The following is a 21,070-nucleotide window of genomic DNA, read 5'->3' as shown; positions in this document are numbered from 1 at the left end:
TTTTTAGATGATATTTGGTTTTCCTATTTTAAGTACCCTGATTTGGTTACCTATTATTGGTGGGTTGATTGTTTTGTTTGTTGGTCGAGATAGAGACCAACTTGCAAAATGGATTGCATTAATCGTTTCGGTACTGACTTTTCTTGCTTCATTACCACTTTGGTTGGAATTTGATAAAACAACGGCAGCAATGCAGTTTGTTGAAAGAACCAGTTGGATTTCTCAATTCAACATCCAGTACTACCTTGGTGTTGACGGGCTTTCAATGCCATTGGTGTTGTTGACGACCTTCACTCAAATCTTGGTTGTTGCTTCCGCATGGGAAGTGATTAAAGAGCGCGTCGAGCAATACATGGGTGCTTTCATGATTATGCAAGGCCTGATGATTGGTGTGTTTGTTGCGCTTGACGGTATCTTGTTCTATGTGTTCTGGGAAGCATTGTTGATTCCGATGTTTATCGTTATCGGTAAGTGGGGTGGACCAAATCGTGTTTACGCGACGATCAAGTTCTTCCTATATACCTTCTTCGGTTCGGTATTCATGTTGGTCGGCTTCTTATACATGTATTTCCAGTCAGGAAGCTTCTCTATTCTGGATTTCCAAGCCATGCACCTAGGCATGACAGCACAGATTTTGATTTTCTTGGCGTTCTTGATTGCATTCGCCGTTAAAGTGCCAATGTTCCCCGTGCATACTTGGTTGCCGGATGCTCACGTACAGGCACCTACAGCAGGTTCTGTTGTACTGGCTGCTATCATGCTGAAAATGGGGGGCTATGGTTTCGTTCGTTTCAGCTTACCTATTACGCCAGATGCATCTATGGCGCTTGACTGGTTAGTGATTGCACTTTCATTGATTGCTATTTTCTATATCGGTTTGGTTGCAATGGTTCAATCAGACATGAAAAAACTGGTTGCTTACTCCTCAATCTCGCACATGGGCTTCGTCACACTTGGGATGTTCTTGGTATTCGATATCTTGCAAAACACTCAGTCCACACAAGGCTCTATGATCGGTATGGAAGGGGCCATGATCCAGATGATTTCGCATGGTTTCATTTCAGGGGCGATGTTCTTGATGATTGGTGTGCTTTATGACCGTATGCATACGCGTGAAATCAGTGCTTATGGCGGTGTGGTTAACACCATGCCATGGTTTGGTTTCTTTGCGGTATTGTTTGCAATGGCAAATGCCGGTCTTCCAGGTACATCAGGTTTCGTGGGTGAGTTCATGGTTATCCTTTCATCCTTCAAGGCGAATCCTTGGTACGGTATTGTTGCAGCGTCCACTTTGATTATCGGAGCAGCCTATACGCTATGGATGGTAAAACGCGTTTTCTTTGGTCCGGTTTCCAATGACAATGTTGCCCAGCTAAAAGACTTAAATGCACGTGAATTTGCAATCATGGCAACATTGGCTGTTGCAGTTATTTTGCTAGGTATCTACCCAGCGCCAGTCATTGATGTGATGCATACTTCTGTCGAGAATCTTTTGATTCAAGCGACAACGTCAAAATTATAAGGATAGGTGAGTGAATCATATGAATTTCGTAATCCCAAGTTTCGCACCCGCAATGCCGGAAATCGTATTACTGGTTTTGGCGTCATTGCTTCTCGTTGCTGATACGATTTGGTCAAAACGTTATGAGTTCGCAACCTACTACGCAACTCAAGTTATTTTGGTGGTTGTCGGCTATCTCATCTTCGAGAGCTTTGCAACAGAACAGGTCATTACATTTAGCGGTAGTTTTGTCAGAGACACTTTTGGTGATGTCTTAAAACTCTTTATCGTTTTAATCTCACTGGGCATTTTCTTATTCTCAAAGGAATACTTGCTACAGAAGAAGTTCTACAAAGGTGAGTACTTTACTCTAGGCCTTTTTGGTGTACTAGGGATGTTCGTCATGGTTTCGGCTTACAACCTAATTACGATGTACTTAGGGTTGGAAATCATGTCATTGGCGATTTACGCAATGGTTGCCATGCGTAAAGACAACCAGTTTGCCCTTGAAGCTGCGATGAAGTACTTCGTATTGGGTGCTTTGGCAACAGGTATGTTGTTGTATGGTTTTTCGATGCTTTACGGCGCAACTGGTGAAATCCAATTCTCGAAAATGGCTCAAGTCATTGCTTCAGGCAAAGCTGATGATGTTGTGCTTTCTTTCGGTGTTGTATTTGTGGTCATCGGTTTGGCTTTCAAGCTGGGAGCTGTGCCATTCCACATGTGGGTGCCAGATGTTTATCATGGTGCGCCAACTGCAGTAACCCTGTTTATGGGTACCGCACCTAAGCTTGCCGCATTTGCCATGCTTTACCGTGTCTTGATTGAAGGTCTTCCTGGTTTGGTTCAAGACTGGCAAACGCTGATTATCATCATCACAGTACTATCTTTAGCAGTCGGTGCAATCGTCACACTTGTTCAAGACAATTTAAAACGACTTCTGGCATACTCTGGTATCGGGCATGTGGGATTCATGTTGTTAGGTATTGTGGCAGCGACACCGGATGGTTATTCGGCCGCAATGTTCTACATTATTGTTTATTCGATCACCGGGGTTGCCGGGTTTGGTATGATCGTCGCACTTGCGAGAACAGGTAATGCCTTTGACAAGGTTTCAGACTTCAAAGGTATGAACAAACGCAACCCATGGCTGGCGCTAATGATGCTGTTTGTTATGTTCTCTATGGCAGGTATCCCACCATTCATTGGCTTCTATGCAAAAGTAACGGTTATTCAAGAAGCTGTCCGCTCAGGCTTTGTATGGTTAGCGGTTTATGCTGTTGTAACAGCGGTTATCAGCGCATTCTATTATTTGAAAGTCGTCAAGACGATGTACTTTGACGAGCCGGATGAGAATACTAAGGCAGAGCCTGTCAGCAGACAGTTGAACTGGGCTGTGAGTTTTGTATCGGTTGCATTATTGATACTTGGTTTGATGCCATCATCGTTGATTACGCTGTGCTATAACAGCTTATAAGATTTTAAAAGCCCTAACTCATCCTTAGGGCTTTTTGTTAAAAGGGTAGAAATATGACATTAGATGCTGCTGTTTGGATATTGCTTTCTACAGCTATCGTATTAGCAAACGTCCCTTGGATTTTGCAAAATAAGCTATTTATATTTATCACAGTACCAACCAAAAGTATTTGGATTAACCTAGCGGAGTGGTTCCTTTACTTTATTGTAATGGGTGGGTTTAGTTACCTGCTACAAAACAAAGTCATGGGGCATGTCAAAGAGCAGGATTGGCAGTTTTATGTTGTCACGTTATTTATGTTCGCAATTTTTGCCTTTCCAGGTTTTATCTACAGATACAACCTAAAACAGTTTATTCATTCCTCAAAAAAGAGCGCGTAATACGCTCTTTTTGAATTAATCCTAAATTCGACTTGCAATAATTCTGTAACACCCTATAATACGCACATCATTAACGCGGGGTGGAGCAGCTTGGTAGCTCGTCGGGCTCATAACCCGAAGGTCGTTGGTTCAAATCCAGCCCCCGCTACCAAAATTCAAAAACCAGACTTTTGTCTGGTTTTTTTTGTGTCTAGAATTTCTGTATAGCTCTCAATACAAGTTCGATAAACTGATTGATACTATTCCAATCCTTCGACAGTTTCGGATGACTGATAAAAGTTCCATGTCAGAGCAGCTCCAAAGGTTTCTGCACGGGTTGTTTCAACCAAAGGGCTGTGTCTGAAAACGGCTTCGGACAAGTCCGTCAATTTATAAAAAGCCCCCAGCCAAAAGTTGCCAAAGTGCCAGTTCACGCTCGCGCCATAGCTGTAGCCGCCAAATCCATCTTTCGATCTATAGTCAGGACGCCAGCTAGTCGCTTCATAAGTTTTGACCTCATAGAAATAATTATTGTTTTTTGCCGTTGCAAAATTGGCATTGGTGTAAAGCGTGATTTTGATACGCTGATCGGTAGAAAAGCTTTTTCGGAAGTAGTAGTAAAGTCCTGGCGTGGTTTTGATACCTTCTTCATGCAGTGAACGGAAATTGGTGGCGATTGCCCAATAAACCGGCATTTCAAACTTCAACTCATTCAGGTGACGATGAATCAGACGATACTTTACCACGGGACCAAACCCAACCGTGGTATCCAGATCATCCATGCCTTGTCGCATTTTATTGTCTTTGCTCGAAACTGGCACACTGCTAGCCAAACTTAGGTCAAGCTCCCATTCACCATAACCAAAGAGCGGCTTTTTCGCCTCACTTTGGTCTATCTCAAAATCCTTGCCGCGATAAGTGATATAAGGAAAAGGAATGATTAAGTTGTTCTGTTCTTTAGAGCCAGGGTAGTCTGGGTAGGAAATGATTCCAGGTCCCAACCCCAGTTCCCATTTAGGTAGGGTTTGCTGGGCAAAGGCATCTAGCGGCACAGCCATTACGCATACCGAGACCATCCCCAATTGTATTCGCCATTTTGTAAGCAGCACTGAAAAAGCCTTCATAACCCTCCACTATAAGAAGTTATCTGTTGAACCAGACGGATTTCACTATTCTAAATAATCATTTCACCGAAGTGTAATTCTTTACCCAACCTGGTAGATTTTCACCCATTTCTCACGGGGCTCATTTTGCCATTTTTGCGTAGATTGTTAATATTGCGTATTATTGTCAGAAAGACTTTGCAACGTTGGAAATATCCACCGGATGATGTACCAGAAGTGGTGAAATTCATCTTGAAACAAGTCGAAGTTTTGTCCAACGCTTGGACGCATTAAGTGTGTTCCCCCCAACCTGGTAGATTTTTGATATGAAGTGGTTATTGAATTTACTGCGTCGTTTATTTTTTGGGAAGAATGTCTCTTTTGGAGGTAAAAGGTCTGAACACCCTCAAATAAAATTATCTTACAGACCTCAAAAGAGTTTGTTTACGCCATCGGAAAAGCGTTTCTTAGAGGTGTTAGAGTCGATTGCCGGTGATGTCTTTAGAGTTTATGGCAAGGTGCGGATTTCGGATATTCTGACACCTGATGTAAACAAATGGGAAAAAGGCAGCGGCTGGCATTGGCTGTTTAGCCAAATCAGTCAAAAGCATGTTGATTTTGTCATAGTGGATAAACAATTCAACCTGGTTTGCGCGGTGGAATTGAATGACTCAACCCATGAACTTCCTGAGCGCCAAAAACGAGATGTTTTGGTGACGGAAGCATTTGCAAGTGCCAAGATTCCTTTGGTGATGATCAATGCAAAGAGTCGGTATTTTGAAAAAGAGATAGCCGATGCAATTGCCTCTGTCGTGGTTAAATTTAAATAACCCAACCTGGTAGATTTTATTGTCTTAACATGGCTTTTACATGGACTGCTGCAGAGGCAGCGAGTGCATCAAGCCGGTATCTTTAAGGGCTTGTTCAATGTGGATGATACGCTCGCCGCTTTTGGGATGCCCCAAGTATTACTGTGCTTTTCACAAATGGGGGCGCTGAGGTAAAGAAACATGCTAAGCCTTGCATCACAGACTTGCTATCAATGCATTTACCCTAGCGGATAGGCGATGCTATTGATAGCTTGGCGGCGGAGCGTTTACTGTAGCAGTGGCGCAGGCGCAGAAGCCGGTGTGTCCAAGTTGTGTGCAATGGCAAGATCGAGTGCTTTCAACGCTTCATCAAGTTGGTCGGAGACGTCGACAAAGTCATCTAATAGGGCGTCTTTTTGTTTAATGTTTTCCCCGCTGTTATTTCCGCTTTGCATCAGTTTTAAGGTGTCGTCAATCAATTGATGCTGGCGAATATGAAGCGCTTCCATTTTCTTATACTCTGGCAAGTTTGCAATACTTGGCTGGAATTGCAGCAGTTGTGCCACGGCTTTTCCGACTTGAGATATGTTGTGATCAGTAATCTTGTCAAGGTCAATAGGCACATTAACGCCATTGAGATAGGCTTGGGTATTGGCTTTCCAGATGCGCATGGATTGACGAACATCTGAGATGCGGATGCCAGAGATATCTGGGGTGGTCTGGATCAGTGATTTTGCTTTGGTTTCGTCAATGGTGAATTTGTCAGTTTCGCGTCTGAGCAGAACGGCTTGGTCTTTTAGGGATTCGGATGCGGCAGAGGTCTCTTCAACCAGTGCGGCGTTGCTTTGCAGGTTGTCGTCCAGAGAGTTGATGGACTCGGCAATGCGGGAAACGGCCACCTGCTGCTGTTCAATGGAAGAAACCACCTCTGACAATGAGTTGCCGATGTGCGTGACGCTGTGGTTGACCTCGTCAAACGCTTGATTGGTTTCTTGCACTTTACTGACACCTTGTTGAACCTTGTCGATAGACTCTTCAATGAGTTGACGTATTTCGGCAGAGGCTTCGGCAGATTTTTGAGCTAGGGTGCGGACTTCTCCGGCCACAACTGCAAAGCCTCGTCCATGTTCGCCAGCACGTGCGGCTTCTACCGCGGCATTGAGCGCCAATAGGTTGGTTTGAAAGGAGATGCCGTCAATCATGCCGATAATGCTGGCGATTTTTTCTGAGGTGGACTGCATTTCATCAATGGCGGCAACGGTTTCTTCTAGGGCGGATTTCGCCATGGAATTTTTTTCAACGGTGTTACTTGCCAGTCGGTTGATGTTCATCAGTTCTTGGGTATTTTGCGTTTGTTCACTATGCACGGATTGCATGGTGGTGTTGATTTGTTCAAGTGTGGCGGCAGCTTTTTGTGTTCTGTCGGATAAATCCAATGCGGTACTGGCGGATTCACTTGCGGCGGTACTCACCATTTCGGCAGATTGTTTGATGTAGTAAACGATGGCGCTCAGATTGTCCAAAGACACGTGTGTGGAGCCTTTCATCGCTGCCAAAGAACCTTGCAAACTCTTTTCGATACGACCCTGCAAGTCGCCGGTGGCGAGTTTGGTCATGACGAACACCATGTTTTCGATAATCTGGTTCAGCTCACTCAGCAAGGAGTTGATGTTGTTGGAGGTATCCAAGAAGAAGCCGGACAGATTGTGGGTGTCTATTTTCAATGCGGTATGCCCCATAGAAGCCATCTCAAGGGTGAACTTGAGGTTTTCTTCTATTTTACGTTGTTGTGTCAGGTCATCCCACTGCACCACCGAGCCGATGACGTGTTGTTGTGCATCGAATATGGGTTTGATTTTGAGGTTGATCAGAAGGTCGGCAAACGGCTCTTCTACATCAATCTCCTGTTTGTTTTCTTGAAGGTTGTTGAATTTGTCAGTATGGAAAATCTCCGCCAGAGGCTGGCTGATAAGCGAGCCGATGGCGAATTTCGGGTAAGCTTGTTTCAAGCTGTTTTCGTGCTTGATGAAAAACTGTTTCAACTCGTCGTTGAAGTACAGTATCTTGCCTTTGTTGCTGACCATCATGATATTGGCCGAAGCACTGTCCAAGGCAGACTTAAGGCGCGTACTGCGGTTGATTTGCGCTTTGGTGTCTTCTACCATGGCGCCCAGTTGTACTTGCATCATTTTCACGGCAGAGACCAAACGGCTGAGGGAATGGTCACCATAGAAATCCACCTGTCCGTTAAAGTCGGCTTGGCGCATCTTGTCGATAAGCACTTTTGCTTTGCCTAAACGTTTGAAGGCGTATTTTCGCCCCGCAAGCGCGTAGAAAAACAGAAATGCGCTGATTGCCGGGATACCCCAACCTGGTAGATTTATGATGTGAAACTGCTGTAGTGTCGCCAAAACGCCAATCAATGCAATACTGGCGACCATCAGGTTGATAGGATGAATTCTGTGGAACAGGCATAGGTTTTGCGCAGGCGTCAGCAAAATACCGTTGCGCACGGAACTGCGGCGTATCTTTTTATAGTGTGCGGCAGCGTCTTGTGCCGAGGTTACCAGCGTTTGGTTGGATAGCGGTTTGAGTACGGCAAGTGCCCCCACGATTTTGTTGTTTTCCAGTACGGGCGCCATATTGGCTTCCGCCCAAAGGTATTTGTCATGGTTACATTTGATTTTCAGGATATGAACCCAAGGCTTTCCAGATTTTAACGTTTGCCATAAATCTTTGGTCAGCTTGGTTGGCGTGTCTTCATGAAGTAGTTGAGAAAAATTTTCTCCAGCGAGTTGAGTGCGCGTAAACTCGCTTGCTTCTACGAAAGCATCATTGATTTCCAGAAAGGCTCCTGAAAAGTCCATTTTGATAACAAGTGTGCCGAGGTGTTTGAAATCTTTTTCTTGTTCGTGTTTATCCATAACGCTTGAATCCTTGTTCTATCAACTTTCTTTGATGATTTATTTTCACAATCATTGTGCAAATGAACGACCATAAAAAACGCCCACAAAAATCGACCCTGTTCATTACGGTTTCGCTAAAAAAGGAGGGAGCTTTTTGTGAGCGTCTTTACTCAAACATAGATTAGTTAAAGAAATTTCCAAACCATAGATAGGTAACGTTATATAAATCAAACGTTTAGTGGTTTTTGGGTAGAAAATAAGGCATTGCTTATTTTCTAAATGGTGTTGGCTTGCACCAAAATGAAACCTAAGCCCTCGAATACAGGCATCTTTTATGGCGTTTAAAAAGTAAACAAATGTACATAATTGTTTGTTTTTGAAACATAATTTTACGGTTGGTTTGGTTGTTTCTATTTCCAAGATAATTTAGTAGAGATGCTCATGCCGTTTTCTTTATGATGGAGGAAATGGGTGGGCTTTTTTTATTGGTGAACAGCACACGATAAAACCGAATTGGAAATGAATAACGTGAAAAACGATTTAAGCAGACGAAGAGAAGATGCCTAAGACCAAGTTTGAAACCATCAAAGTGATGCTCGTGGATAACGACTCTGGGCGTTCTGCACTCTTGTCGCAGGCGTTGTTGGATCATGGCTATGAGGTGATCGCTCGTGTCGAACCCGGCCCAAGCCTGCTGGCGAAGGTTGCGCAGATTATGCCGGATATGATTGTGATTGACACCGAATCGCCGGATCGGGATATTCTCGAAAGTATGTATCTACTCAATGAGCACAACCCCTTGCCGGTGGTAATGTTCGCCGACGAAGACAATGAAACCGTCATTCAGGAAGCGATTAAGTCAGGGGTGAGTGGTTACATCGTCAAAGGTGTGGATATGGAGCGTGTAAAGCCAATCATGAGTGTGGCGATTGCACGTTTCAGAGAGTATCAGGCGCTGAAAGACGAGTTGAAACAAACCAAGTCCGAGTTGGAACAGAACAAGTTGATCGACAAGGCGAAACGCTTGTTGATGCAGCAAAAAGGCGTGACCGAACAAGAGGCTTATGAAGCGATACGCAAACGCTCAATGGACAGTAATCAGAAATTATATGAAGTGGCTGAAACGATTATCAGTGTGCTGGAATAGGGAATGAGGAAGAAGAATGGATAAGATAAAGATCGGATTTATACCACTGAATGATTGTGCCTCATTGATTGTTGCCAAGGAACAAGGTTTTTTTGAAGAACAGGGCTTGAACGTTGAACTACAGCGGGAAGTGTCCTGGTCGAACATCCGTGACAAGCTGGTGTTTGGCGAGTACGATGCCGCGCACATGTTGGCCCCCATGCTCATGTCTTCCACGCTTGGGTTGGGCGGCATCAAACGTCCGTTGGTAACAGCCTATTCTTTTGCGGTGAATGGTAACGCCATCAGTGTTTCCAATGCGCTCTATGATGAAATGAGTGAATATGAATCTCAACTGGTCTTGAAGCCTGAGAAGAGCGCTTGTGTTTTGAAAAAGGTGATTAATGCCAGAGCGGAGAAAGGATTGCCAAAACTGCGTTTTGCGGTGGTGTTTCCGTTTTCCATGCATCAATATCTGTTGCGATATTGGCTTGCGGAAGGCGGCATTGATGCCGATAAAGATGTTCATCTTACCGTAGTGCCACCACCAAGCATGGTGCAAGCGTTGGAAGAGAATCTGATAGATGCCTACTGTGTCGGCGAGCCTTGGAACACGCATGCCGTAAAGCGTAAAGTAGGTGTGACCCTGATTACCGGTTATGAGATTTGGAACAACGCGCCAGACAAAGTGCTGGGTGTTCGTAAAGACTGGGCAGAGCAAAATGCCGAAACTCATGAAAAGATTATCCGCGCTTTGTATCGCGCCAGCGAGTGGTTGGATCAGGTCGAGAATCGCGAAACCTTGAGTGATTATCTGTCATCACCACAATATGTTGGTGCGCCGAGAGAGTCCATCAAAAATGCGTTTTACGGTGAAGTGTGTAACCCAAGTTGCTCGACCTGCCGCAATATTCCGAATTTCTTTTCCCCTTTTAAACATCTCGCCAACTTTCCTTGGCAGTCGCATGCCGAGTGGATACTGACCCAGATGAAGCGTTGGCATCAGATTCCCGAAGAGGTGGATATTCAAGCTATGGCAGAAGAAGTGTACCTCACGGATGTCTATCGTTCGGTGGTCTCCAAGCTAGGCGTGGCGTTGCCTTCGGTGAATCGCAAAGCAGAAGGGGTGCATGCCGAACCTTGGCTGCTGGATGGCGTTGAGATTGGCGAAGACCGTTTTATTTTGGTGCAGAACTGAAAGTCTTTGCTCGCCTAAAGCGCACAAAATCTACCAGGTTGGGGGGTGGAAAAGTACTAAGTAGATGAAATGTATAGCTAAATTTCCATTGGCTTAATAGTTTCTTAATACTTTGAAATTAGTTTAGAGTGTAGACGCTCACAGAACGCCTCGGGTTTTCCGCGGTGATTCTGTGGGCGTTTTTTTTTGGATTTTTTAGAACATCCATCACTCGAACTGGTTCTCTAGTTATGTTGGGGCAAAGCAAGGACGTTAACACCAACAGACTGAGGTGTATTTCATGATTACATAGTTTTATTGAGGAGTTCTCTATGTCTTACTTAGAACCGAGTGAATTTGTGACAAAAATGGTTGATTCCGGTGAGTCAAAGATTTTCATGTCCACAAAAGATACATTGATCCGTGCGTTTATGGCGGGTGCGATTTTGGCATTGGCGGCGATGTTCGCCATTACCGTTGCCACCAAAACAGGTTCGCCGTTAATCGGTGCGCTGTTGTTCCCGGTGGGCTTCATCATGCTCTATCTGATGAAGTTCGACCTGTTGACAGGGGTATTCATGTTGGTACCGCTTGCGGTTATCGACAAACGTCCGGGGGCGGACATGACGCAACTGTTGCGCAACTGGGGATTGGTTTTTCTTGGTAACTTAGGGGGCGCGTTGACGGTGGCATTTATCATGTCGTTTGTACTGACTTTTGGTTATTCCGTTGACCCAGGTGTGATTGGACAAAAAGTTGGACATATCGGTGAAGCCAGAACCTTGGGTTACAAAGAGCATGGGCTTGAAGGTTGGTTGACTATCTTCATGCGCGGCATGCTATGTAACTGGATGGTTTCAATGGGGGTTGTCGCAGCGATGATTTCAACTTCTGCAACCAGTAAGATCATTGCGATGTGGATGCCTATCATGCTGTTCTTTTTCATGGGCTTTGAGCACTCAATCGTAAACATGTTCTTGTTCCCATTCTCAATGATTATGGGTGGCGGGTTCACTGTGACTGATTACCTACTATGGAACGAATTGCCAACGGCACTGGGTAACTTGGTAGGTGGTTTCTTGTTTGTTGGTCTACCTTTGTACTACACACACGTTAAAACAAGCCCTGAGCGTAAGCTAGGCTAAGCGTTTTAACGCGACGGGATGGCCGCTCCCATACAGGGGCGGTCTTACTTTTTGTATGACAAAGCAACTAAACGTTTCTATCGGACAATATTCTGACAAAGGTCGGAAGGCACTTAATCAGGATTTTTATGGAAGTTTGATTCCTGAAGAACCCTTATTAAGTTCCAAAGGTATTGCCATTGCCTTGGCAGATGGTATCAGTAGCAGTCAAGTGAGCCAGGTTGCGAGCGAGACCGCTGTTAAAGGATTTTTAACCGATTACTTCAGTACGTCTGAAGCTTGGAGTGTGAAAACCTCAGCGCAAAGTGTCTTGCTGGCGGTCAACTCCTGGCTGTTTGCACAAACCCGCCGTAGCCAATATCGTTACAACAAAGATAAAGGTTATGTCTGCACCTTCAGCAGTGTGGTGCTCAAATCAACGACCGCTCATCTCTTTCATGCCGGAGACAGCCGCATCTATCGCATTGCTGCATCACAAAACCGCCTCGAACAACTGACCGAAGACCATCGCACTTGGTTGTCAAAAGAAGAAAGTTTTCTCAGCCGTGCATTGGGTGTGAACGACCAGTTGGAAGTCGATTATCAAACCCATCGCTTGGATATTGGAGATGTCTTTGTGCTGGCGACAGACGGCATTTACGAATTTGTGAATGAAACCAAGATGGTCGAGTTGATTCGACAATATGTCGCCGACTTGGATATAGCCGCAAAAGCCATCGCAGACGAAGCCTACCATCAGGGCAGTGACGACAATCTCACGGTGCAACTGCTTCGAGTAGAAACCTTGCCGGACTATGATGAGAGCGAAGTCTACCAGCAAATGACGGCATTGCCGTTTCCGCCAAGGTTGGAAGCGAGAATGCAGTTTGACGGCTATGAAATCCTCCGCGATATTCATAACAGCAGCCGTAGCCATGTTTACCTGGCGCGAGACTTGGAAACTCAGCAACAGGTCGTGTTAAAAGTCCCGTCGATAGATTTGCGTGAAGATGCCGCTTACTTGCAACGTTTTTTGCTGGAAGAGTGGATTGCGCGGCGTATTGACCATGCAAATGTCTTAAAGCCCAGTGTTCAAAGCCGCAAACGACATTACCTTTATATCACCACCGAGTATATCGAAGGGCAAACGCTTGCTCAGTGGATGTTGGACAACCCTAAGCCGGATGTCGAAACGGTGCGCAAAATCATCGAACAAATCGCTAAGGGATTGCGGGCATTTCATCGTTTGGAAATGCTGCATCAGGATATTCGCCCCAACAACATCATGATTGACCAAAGTGGTACGGTGAAAATCATCGACTTTGGTTCGACACGTGTCGCAGGTCTAACGGAAATTGCCAACCCTTTGAATCAGCCAGATTTGTTGGGTACTGCACAATACACTGCGCCGGAATATTTTGTTGGTGAAACGGGGTCTACAAGGTCCGATCAATTTTCTCTGGCGGTTATTGCTTATCAATTGCTTTCAGGGCGCTTGCCTTATGGTACGCAGGTTGCGAAGATTCGTACTCGAGCTGACCAGCGAAAACTGAGCTATCGTTCCGTGCTGGAAGAAGATCGTGATACCCCTGTTTGGATAGATGAAGCTTTGCGCAAAGCACTACAACCAGACCCATTGAAAAGATACCGTGAAATATCGGAATTCATCTTCGATTTACGACACCCCAACCTGGCATTTTTAAACAAAACGCGAGCACCTTTAATGGAACGTAACCCTGTCCTTTTTTGGAAAGGGGTTTCGTTTGTGCTCTTTTTATCAACGCTGTATTTGTTGATTAAGTAGTATCGACTCAGCATCAACATCGCTTATTTCTCTCGATAGACATGATTTATTTTGGTGCATGTTTAGGTGCAATTGCTGAAATATGGGGAGTAAATTCACACAGGATGTTAGCGTTAATTTTGGTTAAGTTGTTGTAAATGTTGTGAATATTTTAGTTTGGCTTGAAGCTTTCTAATTAAGAATCAAAATTAATTTAGAGTATAGACGCTCACAGAATCTCGTTATGGAACATTGACGGATTCTGTGGGCGTTTTTTTTTGGTTTTTTTTCATGGTTTGAATGCTCTGAATTAATGAAAACGGACGAGCGTAAGACAGCGGCGTCTTATAGGCGAATCAGGCAAGACATGTGGAACAACCCTAAAGGAAATGGAAATGACAAAAATGAACATGACATCGAAAAAGTTGAGTCGCAGAAATTTTTTGAAGAGAACAACGCTTGCCGTAGCAACGGCAATGTCTTTGTCAGGAGTTGCCTACTCACCGCTTTCTTATGCTGCGGATAAGTTGGGCGCACCGGAAAAAGAAGATTTGAAATTCGGATTTATCAAACTGACAGATATGGCGCCTTTGGCGATCGCTTATGAAAAAGGCTACTTTGAAGATGAAGGGCTTTATGTCAACTTGGAAGCGCAAGCTAACTGGAAAGTATTGTTGGACCGCGTGATTGACGGTGAGTTGGACGGTGCGCATATGTTGGCGGGTCAACCAATCGCTGCAACTATCGGTTACGGAACCAAAGCTCATATCATCACGCCTCTCTCAATGGATTTGAACGGAAACGCGATTACGGTTTCCAACAAAACCTGGGCAGCGATGAAAAAGTATGTGCCAATGAAAGACGGTAAGCCAGTTCATCCAATCAGTGCCGCCGCCTTGAAGCCAGTGGTGAAATCCTATAAAGACGCAGGTAAACCATTCAAGATGGGGATGGTATTCCCGGTCTCGACGCATAACTATGAGTTGCGTTATTGGTTGGCAGCCGGTGGTTTAAACCCAGGTTTGTATGCGCCACAAAAAGGTGATACTTCGGGCACCATCGGGGCGGATGTTTTGCTATCGGTTACGCCACCCCCTCAAATGCCAGCCACCATGGAAGCCGGAACCATTGAAGGTTACTGTGTGGGTGAACCTTGGAACCAGCAAGCCGTATTCAAAGGCATTGGGGTGCCGGTGATTTCCGATAACTCCATCGAAACCAACAACCCGGAAAAAGTCTTCGGTTTGAGAGAAGACTTCTATGAAAAGTATCCAAACACCACCATCCGTATCGTGAAGGCAATGATTCGTGCAGCTTACTGGTTGGATGAACAGAACAACAAGAATCGTCCTGCGGCGGTGAAAATCCTATCTCAACCGAACTATGTCGGTGCGGATTACAAGGTTATTGCCAACTCGATGACCGGCACTTTCGAGTATGAAAAAGGGGATAAGCGTTCAGAGCCGGATTTCAACGTGTTCTTTCGTTATAACGCAACCTATCCTTATTATTCGGATGCCATCTGGTACATGACGCAAATGCGTCGTTGGGGACAGATTCCGACCTATAAACCAGATAGCTGGTATCAGGACATGGCGAAAAAAGTCTATCGTCCTGACATCTACAAGAAAGCGGTTGAGTCTTTGATTGCTGACGGTGAAATGAAGAAGTCTGACTTCGATCCAGCGGTTTTCACAACCGATGGTTACCGAGGTGTGCGTGACGATTTCATGGATCACATCCCATACGATGCGAAAAAACCGAATGCCTACATCGATAGCTTGAAAATCGGTTTGAAAGACAAGCAACAACCGTAATCGTAATAACTTAATAACACTAACTTTAACAACAACTTTGACATTGACTGGGAGCGTTGCGAAGACGCCATTCGCTTCCTTATCGATTGGGTGATCCGATTAATTGCTACTACTGTCGGCTAACCTCTCGTAACGCGAAGAACCGGTCAATGTCCTTTTTATTCAAAGGTGAATGCTTATGAATCCACTTAAATGGTCTTTTATTGAGCCGCTATACAAGCTCATTATCGGAGAGGACCGCAGAGGTCAGATCAACACGATGATTCGTAGCATCGGGTTGCCGCTTGCCGGGATATTAGTTTTCCTTCTGCTTTGGCAGGGTGCCTCTTCCCACATTCACACCTCATTAGGACAGTTCCCAGGACCTGTTCAAACCTATCAACAATTTGTCGCGTTGGAAGACGAGGCAAAAGCTGAGGCGCAAAAAGAAAAAGCGTTTTATCAGCGACAAGAAGAACGCAATGCCAAACGTCTGGAAAAGAATCCAGATGCGAAAGTTCGCATCCGTGATTATGTCGGTCCACCAACATTTTTTGATCAAATCGGTCGTAGTTTGATTACGGTGATGAGCGGTTTCATCTTGGCATCTTTGATTGCGATTCCTATCGGTATCATCATCGGGCTGAGTTCTAACGCTTATTCGGCGATGAATCCGTTGATTCAGATTTTCAAGCCTGTTTCACCTCTCGCATGGTTACCTTTGGTGACGATGGTGGTTTCCGCTGTCTATACCTCCAACGATCCGATGTTCGACAAGGCCTTCTTAAACTCGATGTTTACCGTGTTGTTATGTTGTCTATGGCCGACCATCATCAACACCGCAGCCGGTGTGGCGACTGTGACGCAGGATTTGAAAAACGTCAGTCAGGTGTTGCAACTGAGCTGGTGGACGCATGTTCGAAAAATCGTGTTGCCATGCTCGATTCCAATGATGTTCACAGGGCTTCGTATTTCATTAGGGATTGCCTGGATGGTATTGATTGCCGCGGAAATGTTGGCGCAGAACCCTGGGCTTGGCAAATTTGTATGGGATGAGTTCCAAAACGGGAGCACCAACTCTTTAGGACGCATCATGGTGGCGGTGATTGTCATCGGTATTGTTGGGTTTATTCTCGACAGAGGTATGTTGATGATTCAGCGTGCGGTGTCTTGGGATAAATCGGTTGCGTTGCGTTAAGCGTCCATAGAGTTTAAAGGAGAAAAATATGTCAGAAGTTCACTTAGAACTCACCAATGTCGGCATCGAGTTTCCCACACCGAAAGGGCCGTTTAGAGCTTTGCAGGATGTGAACCTGAAAATTGAACAAGGCGAGTTTATTTCCCTTATCGGGCACTCAGGATGCGGTAAATCAACGGTACTGAATATCGTAGCCGGTTTGTATGAAGCGACTGAGGGCGGCGTGCTGTTGGACGGTAAAGAAGTCAACTCTCCAGGTCCGGAAAGAGCGGTAGTATTTCAAAACCATTCGTTATTACCTTGGTTAACGGCGTATGAAAACGTTGAGTTGGCGGTGGATCAGGTATTCAAAAGAACCAAGTCTGCAGCGGAAAAGAAAGAATGGATCGAACACAATTTGAAGTTGGTGCACATGGATCACGCCATGCACAAACGCCCGGATGAGATTTCCGGTGGGATGAAACAACGTGTGGGGATTGCGCGTGCTTTGGCGATGCAACCGAAAATCATGCTGATGGATGAACCGTTCGGTGCGTTGGATGCTTTGACCCGTGCGCATCTTCAGGATTCGTTGATGGAGATCCAGAAGGATTTGAACAACACCGTCATCATGATTACCCATGATGTTGATGAAGCCGTGTTGCTGTCTGACCGTATCGTGATGATGACCAACGGGCCGGCAGCCACCATCGGCGAGATTTTACATGTTGAGTTGGAGCATCCTCGTGACCGCTTAGCGCTGGCGGATGACCCGCAATATAACCATTATCGTTCGGAAGTATTGCGCTTCTTGTATGAGAAGCAACGCAAGGTTGAACACTAAGGTTCACCTATTGAATTAACCGGGGGTTGAAATGACGCAGAAGTTAATTTTAATCGGCGCAGGTATGGCGGGAACGCGTTTTCTGGAGCATTTGCTCAAGCTAGAGCAAGAGACCTCTAGAGAGGGTATTAAAACACCTGCCTACGAAATCGAAGTGTTCAATGAAGAACCTGTCGGCGGCTATAACCGCATCATGCTGTCACCGGTATTGGCGGGTGAAAAAACCGTATCGGACATCATGACGCATGATGAAGATTGGTTTGAAGCCCATGGCATTCATATCCATATCGGTAAACAAATTTCGGCGATAGATATTCGTGCAAAAAGGCTGACCACCTTTTGTGGTGAAACCTATTTTTACGACAAGTTGGTGATTGCCACCGGGTCAAAGCCTTTTATGTTGCCGATTCCTGGAGCTGAGTTGCCGGGTGTGGTCAGCTTTCGCGATATTCGTGATGTGGAAGCCATGATTTCCGTTGCACAGACCCAGCAGCATGTGGTGGTGATTGGTGGTGGTTTGTTGGGATTGGAAGCTGCCTACGGGCTACTCAAACGTGGCATGACGGTCACGGTTGTGCATCGTAGTCAGGTGTTGATGAACATGCAGATGGATGAAGAAGCCGGTGAGCTTCTCAGAGCAAAACTCGAAACGGGGAATGATGAGATTCCCGCAATGAATTTCAAGATGGGTGCCAATACGGTAGCAATTTTGGGTAATTGCAAAGTCGAAGCGGTTCAGTTTGATGACGGCACGCAAATCTCTGCCGATTTGGTGGTGATGGCGGTGGGTATTCGCCCAAACATCGAATTGGCAAGCAAAGCCGGTTTGGATGTGAATAAAGGCATTTTGGTGAATGATCAGTTACAAACGTCCAATGGCAATGTTTATGCCTTGGGGGAATGTAACGAGCACCGTGGCGAGACTTACGGGTTGGTGGCACCACTTTACGAGCAGGCGGAAGTACTGGCGCAAGTGTTGATGGATTGTCAGGCAGACTACCAAGGATCACGGACCTCAACCATGTTGAAGGTGACAGGGATTAACCTGTTTTCCGCAGGGGATTTCAAAGGGATTGCCGATCAAGCTAGTAAAGATGGTGAGAGTGAAAAAGAGATTATCGTTTTTCGTGATAAAGCTCAGCAAATCTATCGGAAGCTCGTATTACAGAACAACAAGCTGGTGGGGGCGTTGTTATTCGGTGATGTCACGGATGCCAACTGGCTATTCGACAAACTTAAAGCCCAAGTGGATATTAGCAATTTAAGAGATACCCTGATTTTCGGTCAGGGCTATGAGTAAGGGGTGTGCAGATGAGCGTTGTAGAGATGAATAATGCAAATAAAACCAAAGTAATCGTGGTCGGAAACGGCATGGTAGGCCACAGTTTCATAGAGAAACTGGTGAAAAGCGAAGCCTATCAAAACTACGACGTGACGGTGTTTGGTGAAGAGAGCCGATTGGCGTATGACCGTGTTTATTTGTCTTCCTATTTTTCTGGCAAAACGGCAGAAGACCTTTGCTTGGTACCTGCCGGTTTCTATGAAGAACATGGTGTGAACATCATCTTGGGCGACAAGATTGTCGGCATTGATAGAGAAGCGAAAACGGTGACCTCTGAAAAAGGCCAAACTCTGTCTTATGACCGTTTGGTATTGGCAACCGGGTCTTATCCTTTTGTACCGCCGATTGATGGCAATAACCGCGACGGTTGTCTGGTCTACCGTACCATTGAAGATTTGGATGCGATTCAATCCATGGCGTCAAAGAGCAAAACAGGTGTTGTCGTCGGCGGTGGTCTGCTTGGATTGGAAGCCGCTAAAGCACTTAAAGATTTAGGACTGGAAACCCATGTTGTCGAGTTCGCCCCTCGTTTGATGCCAGTGCAGTTGGATGAAGGGGGCGCGGCATTACTTAAGCGAAAGATTGAAAATCTGGGTGTGAAAGTTCATACCAGTAAAGCGACTCAGCAGATTGTGGATGGTGAAGAAGCTTTGAACCGCATGGAGTTCGCTGATGGCGAATCTTTGGAAACGGATATTGTGTTGTTCTCGGCTGGGATTCGTCCACGTGATGAATTGGCGAAACAATGTGGTTTGGAAATGGGCGCTCGCGGCGGGATTGTCATCAATGACCTTTGCCAGACGTCTGACCCGTTGATTTATGCCATTGGCGAATGCGCGTTACACGAAGGCATGATTTACGGTTTGGTGGCACCGGGCTATGCCATGGCGCAAGTGGTGGTCGATCAATTGAATCTCAAGCAAAACGCCTTTACCGGCGCGGACATGAGTACCAAATTGAAATTGATGGGCGTGGATGTCGCTTCTATTGGTGATCCGCATGGTAATGACGAAAATGCCTTGTCTTATCTTTACGAAAATGGACCTGAAGAAATCTATAAGAAAATCGTCGTCACGCCGGATGGCAAAAAACTATTGGGTGCGGTGTTGGTAGGGGATGCTGAAGACTTCGGTAATCTGCTGCAGCTGATGTTGAACGACATGGCGCTACCCGAACACCCAGATGCATTGATACTGCCGAACCGTGATGGCAGTGCCTCTGAACTGTTTGGCCCGGATGCCTTGCCGGAAACTGCACAGCTTTGCTCCTGCTATGCCGTCAGCAAAGGCGATGTTATTCAAGCCGTGGATGCCGGTTGTCAAACGCTGGCAGATATCAAATCATCCACCCAAGCCTGTACCGGGTGTGGCGGTTGTACCCAGTTGGTCACCAATGTCTTGAATGCCGAATTGACCAAACGCGGTGTTGAAGTGAATACCGATATTTGTGAGCACTTTGCCTATACCCGACAAGAGTTGTATCACTTGTGTCAGGTAGAGGAAATCCACAGTTTCGATACCTTGCTAACAAAGCATGGTAAAGGGCATGGTTGTCCGGTTTGTAAACAAGCGGCGGGTAGCATCTTTGCCTCGCTATGGAACAGCTATGCATTGGAGTCTGACAAGATTCCTCTTCAGGATACCAATGACAACTACCTAGGCAACATGCAAAAAGACGGTACCTACTCGGTGATTCCGCGTGTACCGGGCGGGGAAATCACCCCTGACAAATTGATTGTGTTGGGCGAAGTTGCAAAGCAATACAAGCTATACACCAAGGTCAACGGCGGTCAGCGCATCGTGTTGTTCGGTGCGCAGATGAACGATTTACCGGATATCTGGAAAACTCTGATAGATGCCGGATTCGAGTCTGGGCAAGCCTATGCAAAAGCTTTGCGTACGGTGAAGTCTTGTGTCGGTTCGACTTGGTGTCGTTTTGGGGTGGATGATTCTGTCACCATGGCGATTGATATGGAAAATCGTTACAAAGGATTACGCTCGCCGCACAAAATCAAGATGGGCGTTTCAGGCTGTACCCGTGAGTGTGCCGAAGCTCAGGCGAAGGATATTGGTGTGATCGCGACCGAAAATGGTTGGAATCTGTATGTCTGTGGAAACGGCGGCATGAAACCTCGTCACGCCGGCTTGTTCGCAACGGATTTGAGCAAAGAAGACGTCTTCAAGTATGTCGATCGTTTATTGATGTTCTACGTCAAAACAGCGGACAGACTGCAACGTACCTCAGTTTGGATGGAAAATCTGGAAGGTGGCTTGGATTATCTGCGTAAAGTGGTGATTGAAGATTCATTGGGCATTGGGGCTGCTTTGGAAGCGCAAATGGCAGGTATCAGAGACACCTATGAGTGTGACTGGAAACGTGCCATTGAGTCGGATGAGTATCGCAAGCGATTCCGTTCTTTCGTCAATAGTGAAGAGAAAGCGGAGCAGTTGTTTGTCCTTGAGCGCGGCCAAATCCGCCCTGCAAACGAAGCGGACAAATTGGAAGGTATCGCCGTTCAAGTCAAAGAACTGGTTTAAGACCCATTA

16 protein-coding genes and 1 tRNA gene are annotated in these 21,070 nt (G+C 45.8%); 15 read left to right on the top strand and 2 right to left on the bottom strand.

The window, feature by feature from the left end:
• Positions 1–7: 7 nt before the first annotated feature.
• The 4 genes from F8R13_RS08085 (at position 8) to F8R13_RS08070 (ending at position 3,509) form a co-directional block, all read left to right on the top strand.
• Positions 8–1,522 carry an NADH-quinone oxidoreductase subunit M gene (locus tag F8R13_RS08085; protein ID WP_152833448.1) on the top strand — a complete coding sequence of 505 codons (1,515 nt, stop codon included), beginning with the start codon at positions 8–10 and terminating at the stop codon, positions 1,520–1,522.
• Between the two features lie 19 nt (positions 1,523–1,541).
• On the top strand, positions 1,542–2,978 hold the full coding sequence (gene nuoN, locus F8R13_RS08080) for an NADH-quinone oxidoreductase subunit NuoN (RefSeq protein ID WP_152833438.1): 1,437 nt from the start codon (positions 1,542–1,544) through the stop codon (positions 2,976–2,978).
• Positions 2,979–3,031: 53 nt separating this feature from the next.
• Positions 3,032–3,358, top strand: a complete 327-nt coding sequence (locus tag F8R13_RS08075) for a DUF2818 family protein (protein ID WP_152833436.1) — start codon at positions 3,032–3,034, stop codon at positions 3,356–3,358.
• A 74-nt stretch (positions 3,359–3,432) separates the two neighbouring features.
• Positions 3,433–3,509 (top strand) — tRNA-Met (locus F8R13_RS08070).
• Positions 3,510–3,597: 88 nt separating this feature from the next.
• Here F8R13_RS08070 and F8R13_RS08065 read toward each other — a convergent pair.
• Complete coding sequence (locus tag F8R13_RS08065) at positions 3,598–4,395, bottom strand: MipA/OmpV family protein (RefSeq protein WP_172967738.1); 798 nt, start codon at positions 4,393–4,395, stop codon at positions 3,598–3,600.
• 192 nt (positions 4,396–4,587) lie between these two features.
• Here F8R13_RS08065 and F8R13_RS11485 point away from each other — a divergent pair, with 192 nt between their 5' ends.
• Together F8R13_RS11485 and F8R13_RS08055 are read left to right on the top strand one after the other, a co-directional pair.
• Entirely contained in the window at positions 4,588–4,734 is a 147-nt protein-coding gene (locus tag F8R13_RS11485; RefSeq protein ID WP_371414930.1) for a type I restriction enzyme endonuclease domain-containing protein, read from the top strand.
• Between the two features lie 32 nt (positions 4,735–4,766).
• Positions 4,767–5,270 carry a DUF2726 domain-containing protein gene (locus F8R13_RS08055; protein WP_152833432.1) on the top strand — a complete coding sequence of 168 codons (504 nt, stop codon included), beginning with the start codon at positions 4,767–4,769 and terminating at the stop codon, positions 5,268–5,270.
• A 266-nt stretch (positions 5,271–5,536) separates the two neighbouring features.
• On the opposite strand, the gene F8R13_RS08050 is transcribed toward F8R13_RS08055, so the two are convergent.
• Positions 5,537–8,173 carry a methyl-accepting chemotaxis protein gene (locus F8R13_RS08050; RefSeq protein WP_152833430.1) on the bottom strand — a complete coding sequence of 879 codons (2,637 nt, stop codon included), beginning with the start codon at positions 8,171–8,173 and terminating at the stop codon, positions 5,537–5,539.
• A gap of 541 nt (positions 8,174–8,714) precedes the next feature.
• Between F8R13_RS08050 and F8R13_RS08045 the strand changes: the two genes are divergently transcribed.
• The 9 genes from F8R13_RS08045 to nirB all read left to right on the top strand — a co-directional run bounded on the left by F8R13_RS08045 (position 8,715) and on the right by nirB (position 21,061).
• Positions 8,715–9,302, top strand: coding sequence for an ANTAR domain-containing response regulator (locus tag F8R13_RS08045; RefSeq protein ID WP_152833428.1), 588 nt, complete (start codon positions 8,715–8,717; stop codon positions 9,300–9,302).
• A 16-nt stretch (positions 9,303–9,318) separates the two neighbouring features.
• On the top strand, positions 9,319–10,479 hold the full coding sequence (locus F8R13_RS08040; protein WP_152833426.1) for a CmpA/NrtA family ABC transporter substrate-binding protein: 1,161 nt from the start codon (positions 9,319–9,321) through the stop codon (positions 10,477–10,479).
• Positions 10,480–10,790: 311 nt separating this feature from the next.
• Positions 10,791–11,603 carry a formate/nitrite transporter family protein gene (locus F8R13_RS08035; RefSeq protein WP_029909671.1) on the top strand — a complete coding sequence of 271 codons (813 nt, stop codon included), beginning with the start codon at positions 10,791–10,793 and terminating at the stop codon, positions 11,601–11,603.
• Between the two features lie 55 nt (positions 11,604–11,658).
• A complete protein-coding gene (locus tag F8R13_RS08030) occupies positions 11,659–13,386 on the top strand; it encodes a bifunctional protein-serine/threonine kinase/phosphatase (protein WP_152833424.1) in 1,728 nt (575 codons plus the stop codon).
• Between the two features lie 389 nt (positions 13,387–13,775).
• Positions 13,776–15,182: an ABC transporter substrate-binding protein gene (locus tag F8R13_RS08025; RefSeq protein WP_152833782.1), complete on the top strand. Its 1,407-nt coding sequence runs from the start codon at positions 13,776–13,778 to the stop codon at positions 15,180–15,182.
• 178 nt (positions 15,183–15,360) lie between these two features.
• Positions 15,361–16,359 carry an ABC transporter permease gene (locus F8R13_RS08020; protein ID WP_152833422.1) on the top strand — a complete coding sequence of 333 codons (999 nt, stop codon included), beginning with the start codon at positions 15,361–15,363 and terminating at the stop codon, positions 16,357–16,359.
• Positions 16,360–16,387: 28 nt separating this feature from the next.
• Positions 16,388–17,182 carry an ABC transporter ATP-binding protein gene (locus F8R13_RS08015; protein WP_029909657.1) on the top strand — a complete coding sequence of 265 codons (795 nt, stop codon included), beginning with the start codon at positions 16,388–16,390 and terminating at the stop codon, positions 17,180–17,182.
• Positions 17,183–17,213: 31 nt separating this feature from the next.
• Positions 17,214–18,482 (top strand): NAD(P)/FAD-dependent oxidoreductase, encoded by a 1,269-nt coding sequence (locus tag F8R13_RS08010; RefSeq protein ID WP_152833420.1) that lies wholly within the window; start codon positions 17,214–17,216, stop codon positions 18,480–18,482.
• Between the two features lie 11 nt (positions 18,483–18,493).
• Positions 18,494–21,061 carry a nitrite reductase large subunit NirB gene (gene nirB / locus F8R13_RS08005; protein WP_253806399.1) on the top strand — a complete coding sequence of 856 codons (2,568 nt, stop codon included), beginning with the start codon at positions 18,494–18,496 and terminating at the stop codon, positions 21,059–21,061.
• The last annotated feature ends 9 nt before the right edge of the window (positions 21,062–21,070 follow it).

Origin of the sequence: Hydrogenovibrio sp. JE_KL2 (assembly GCF_009296185.1) — a bacterium.
Lineage (GTDB): Bacteria > Pseudomonadota > Gammaproteobacteria > Thiomicrospirales > Thiomicrospiraceae > Hydrogenovibrio.
The sequence above is the reverse complement of the archived record's forward strand: the minus strand, read 5'-3'. Positions and strand labels throughout refer to the sequence as shown.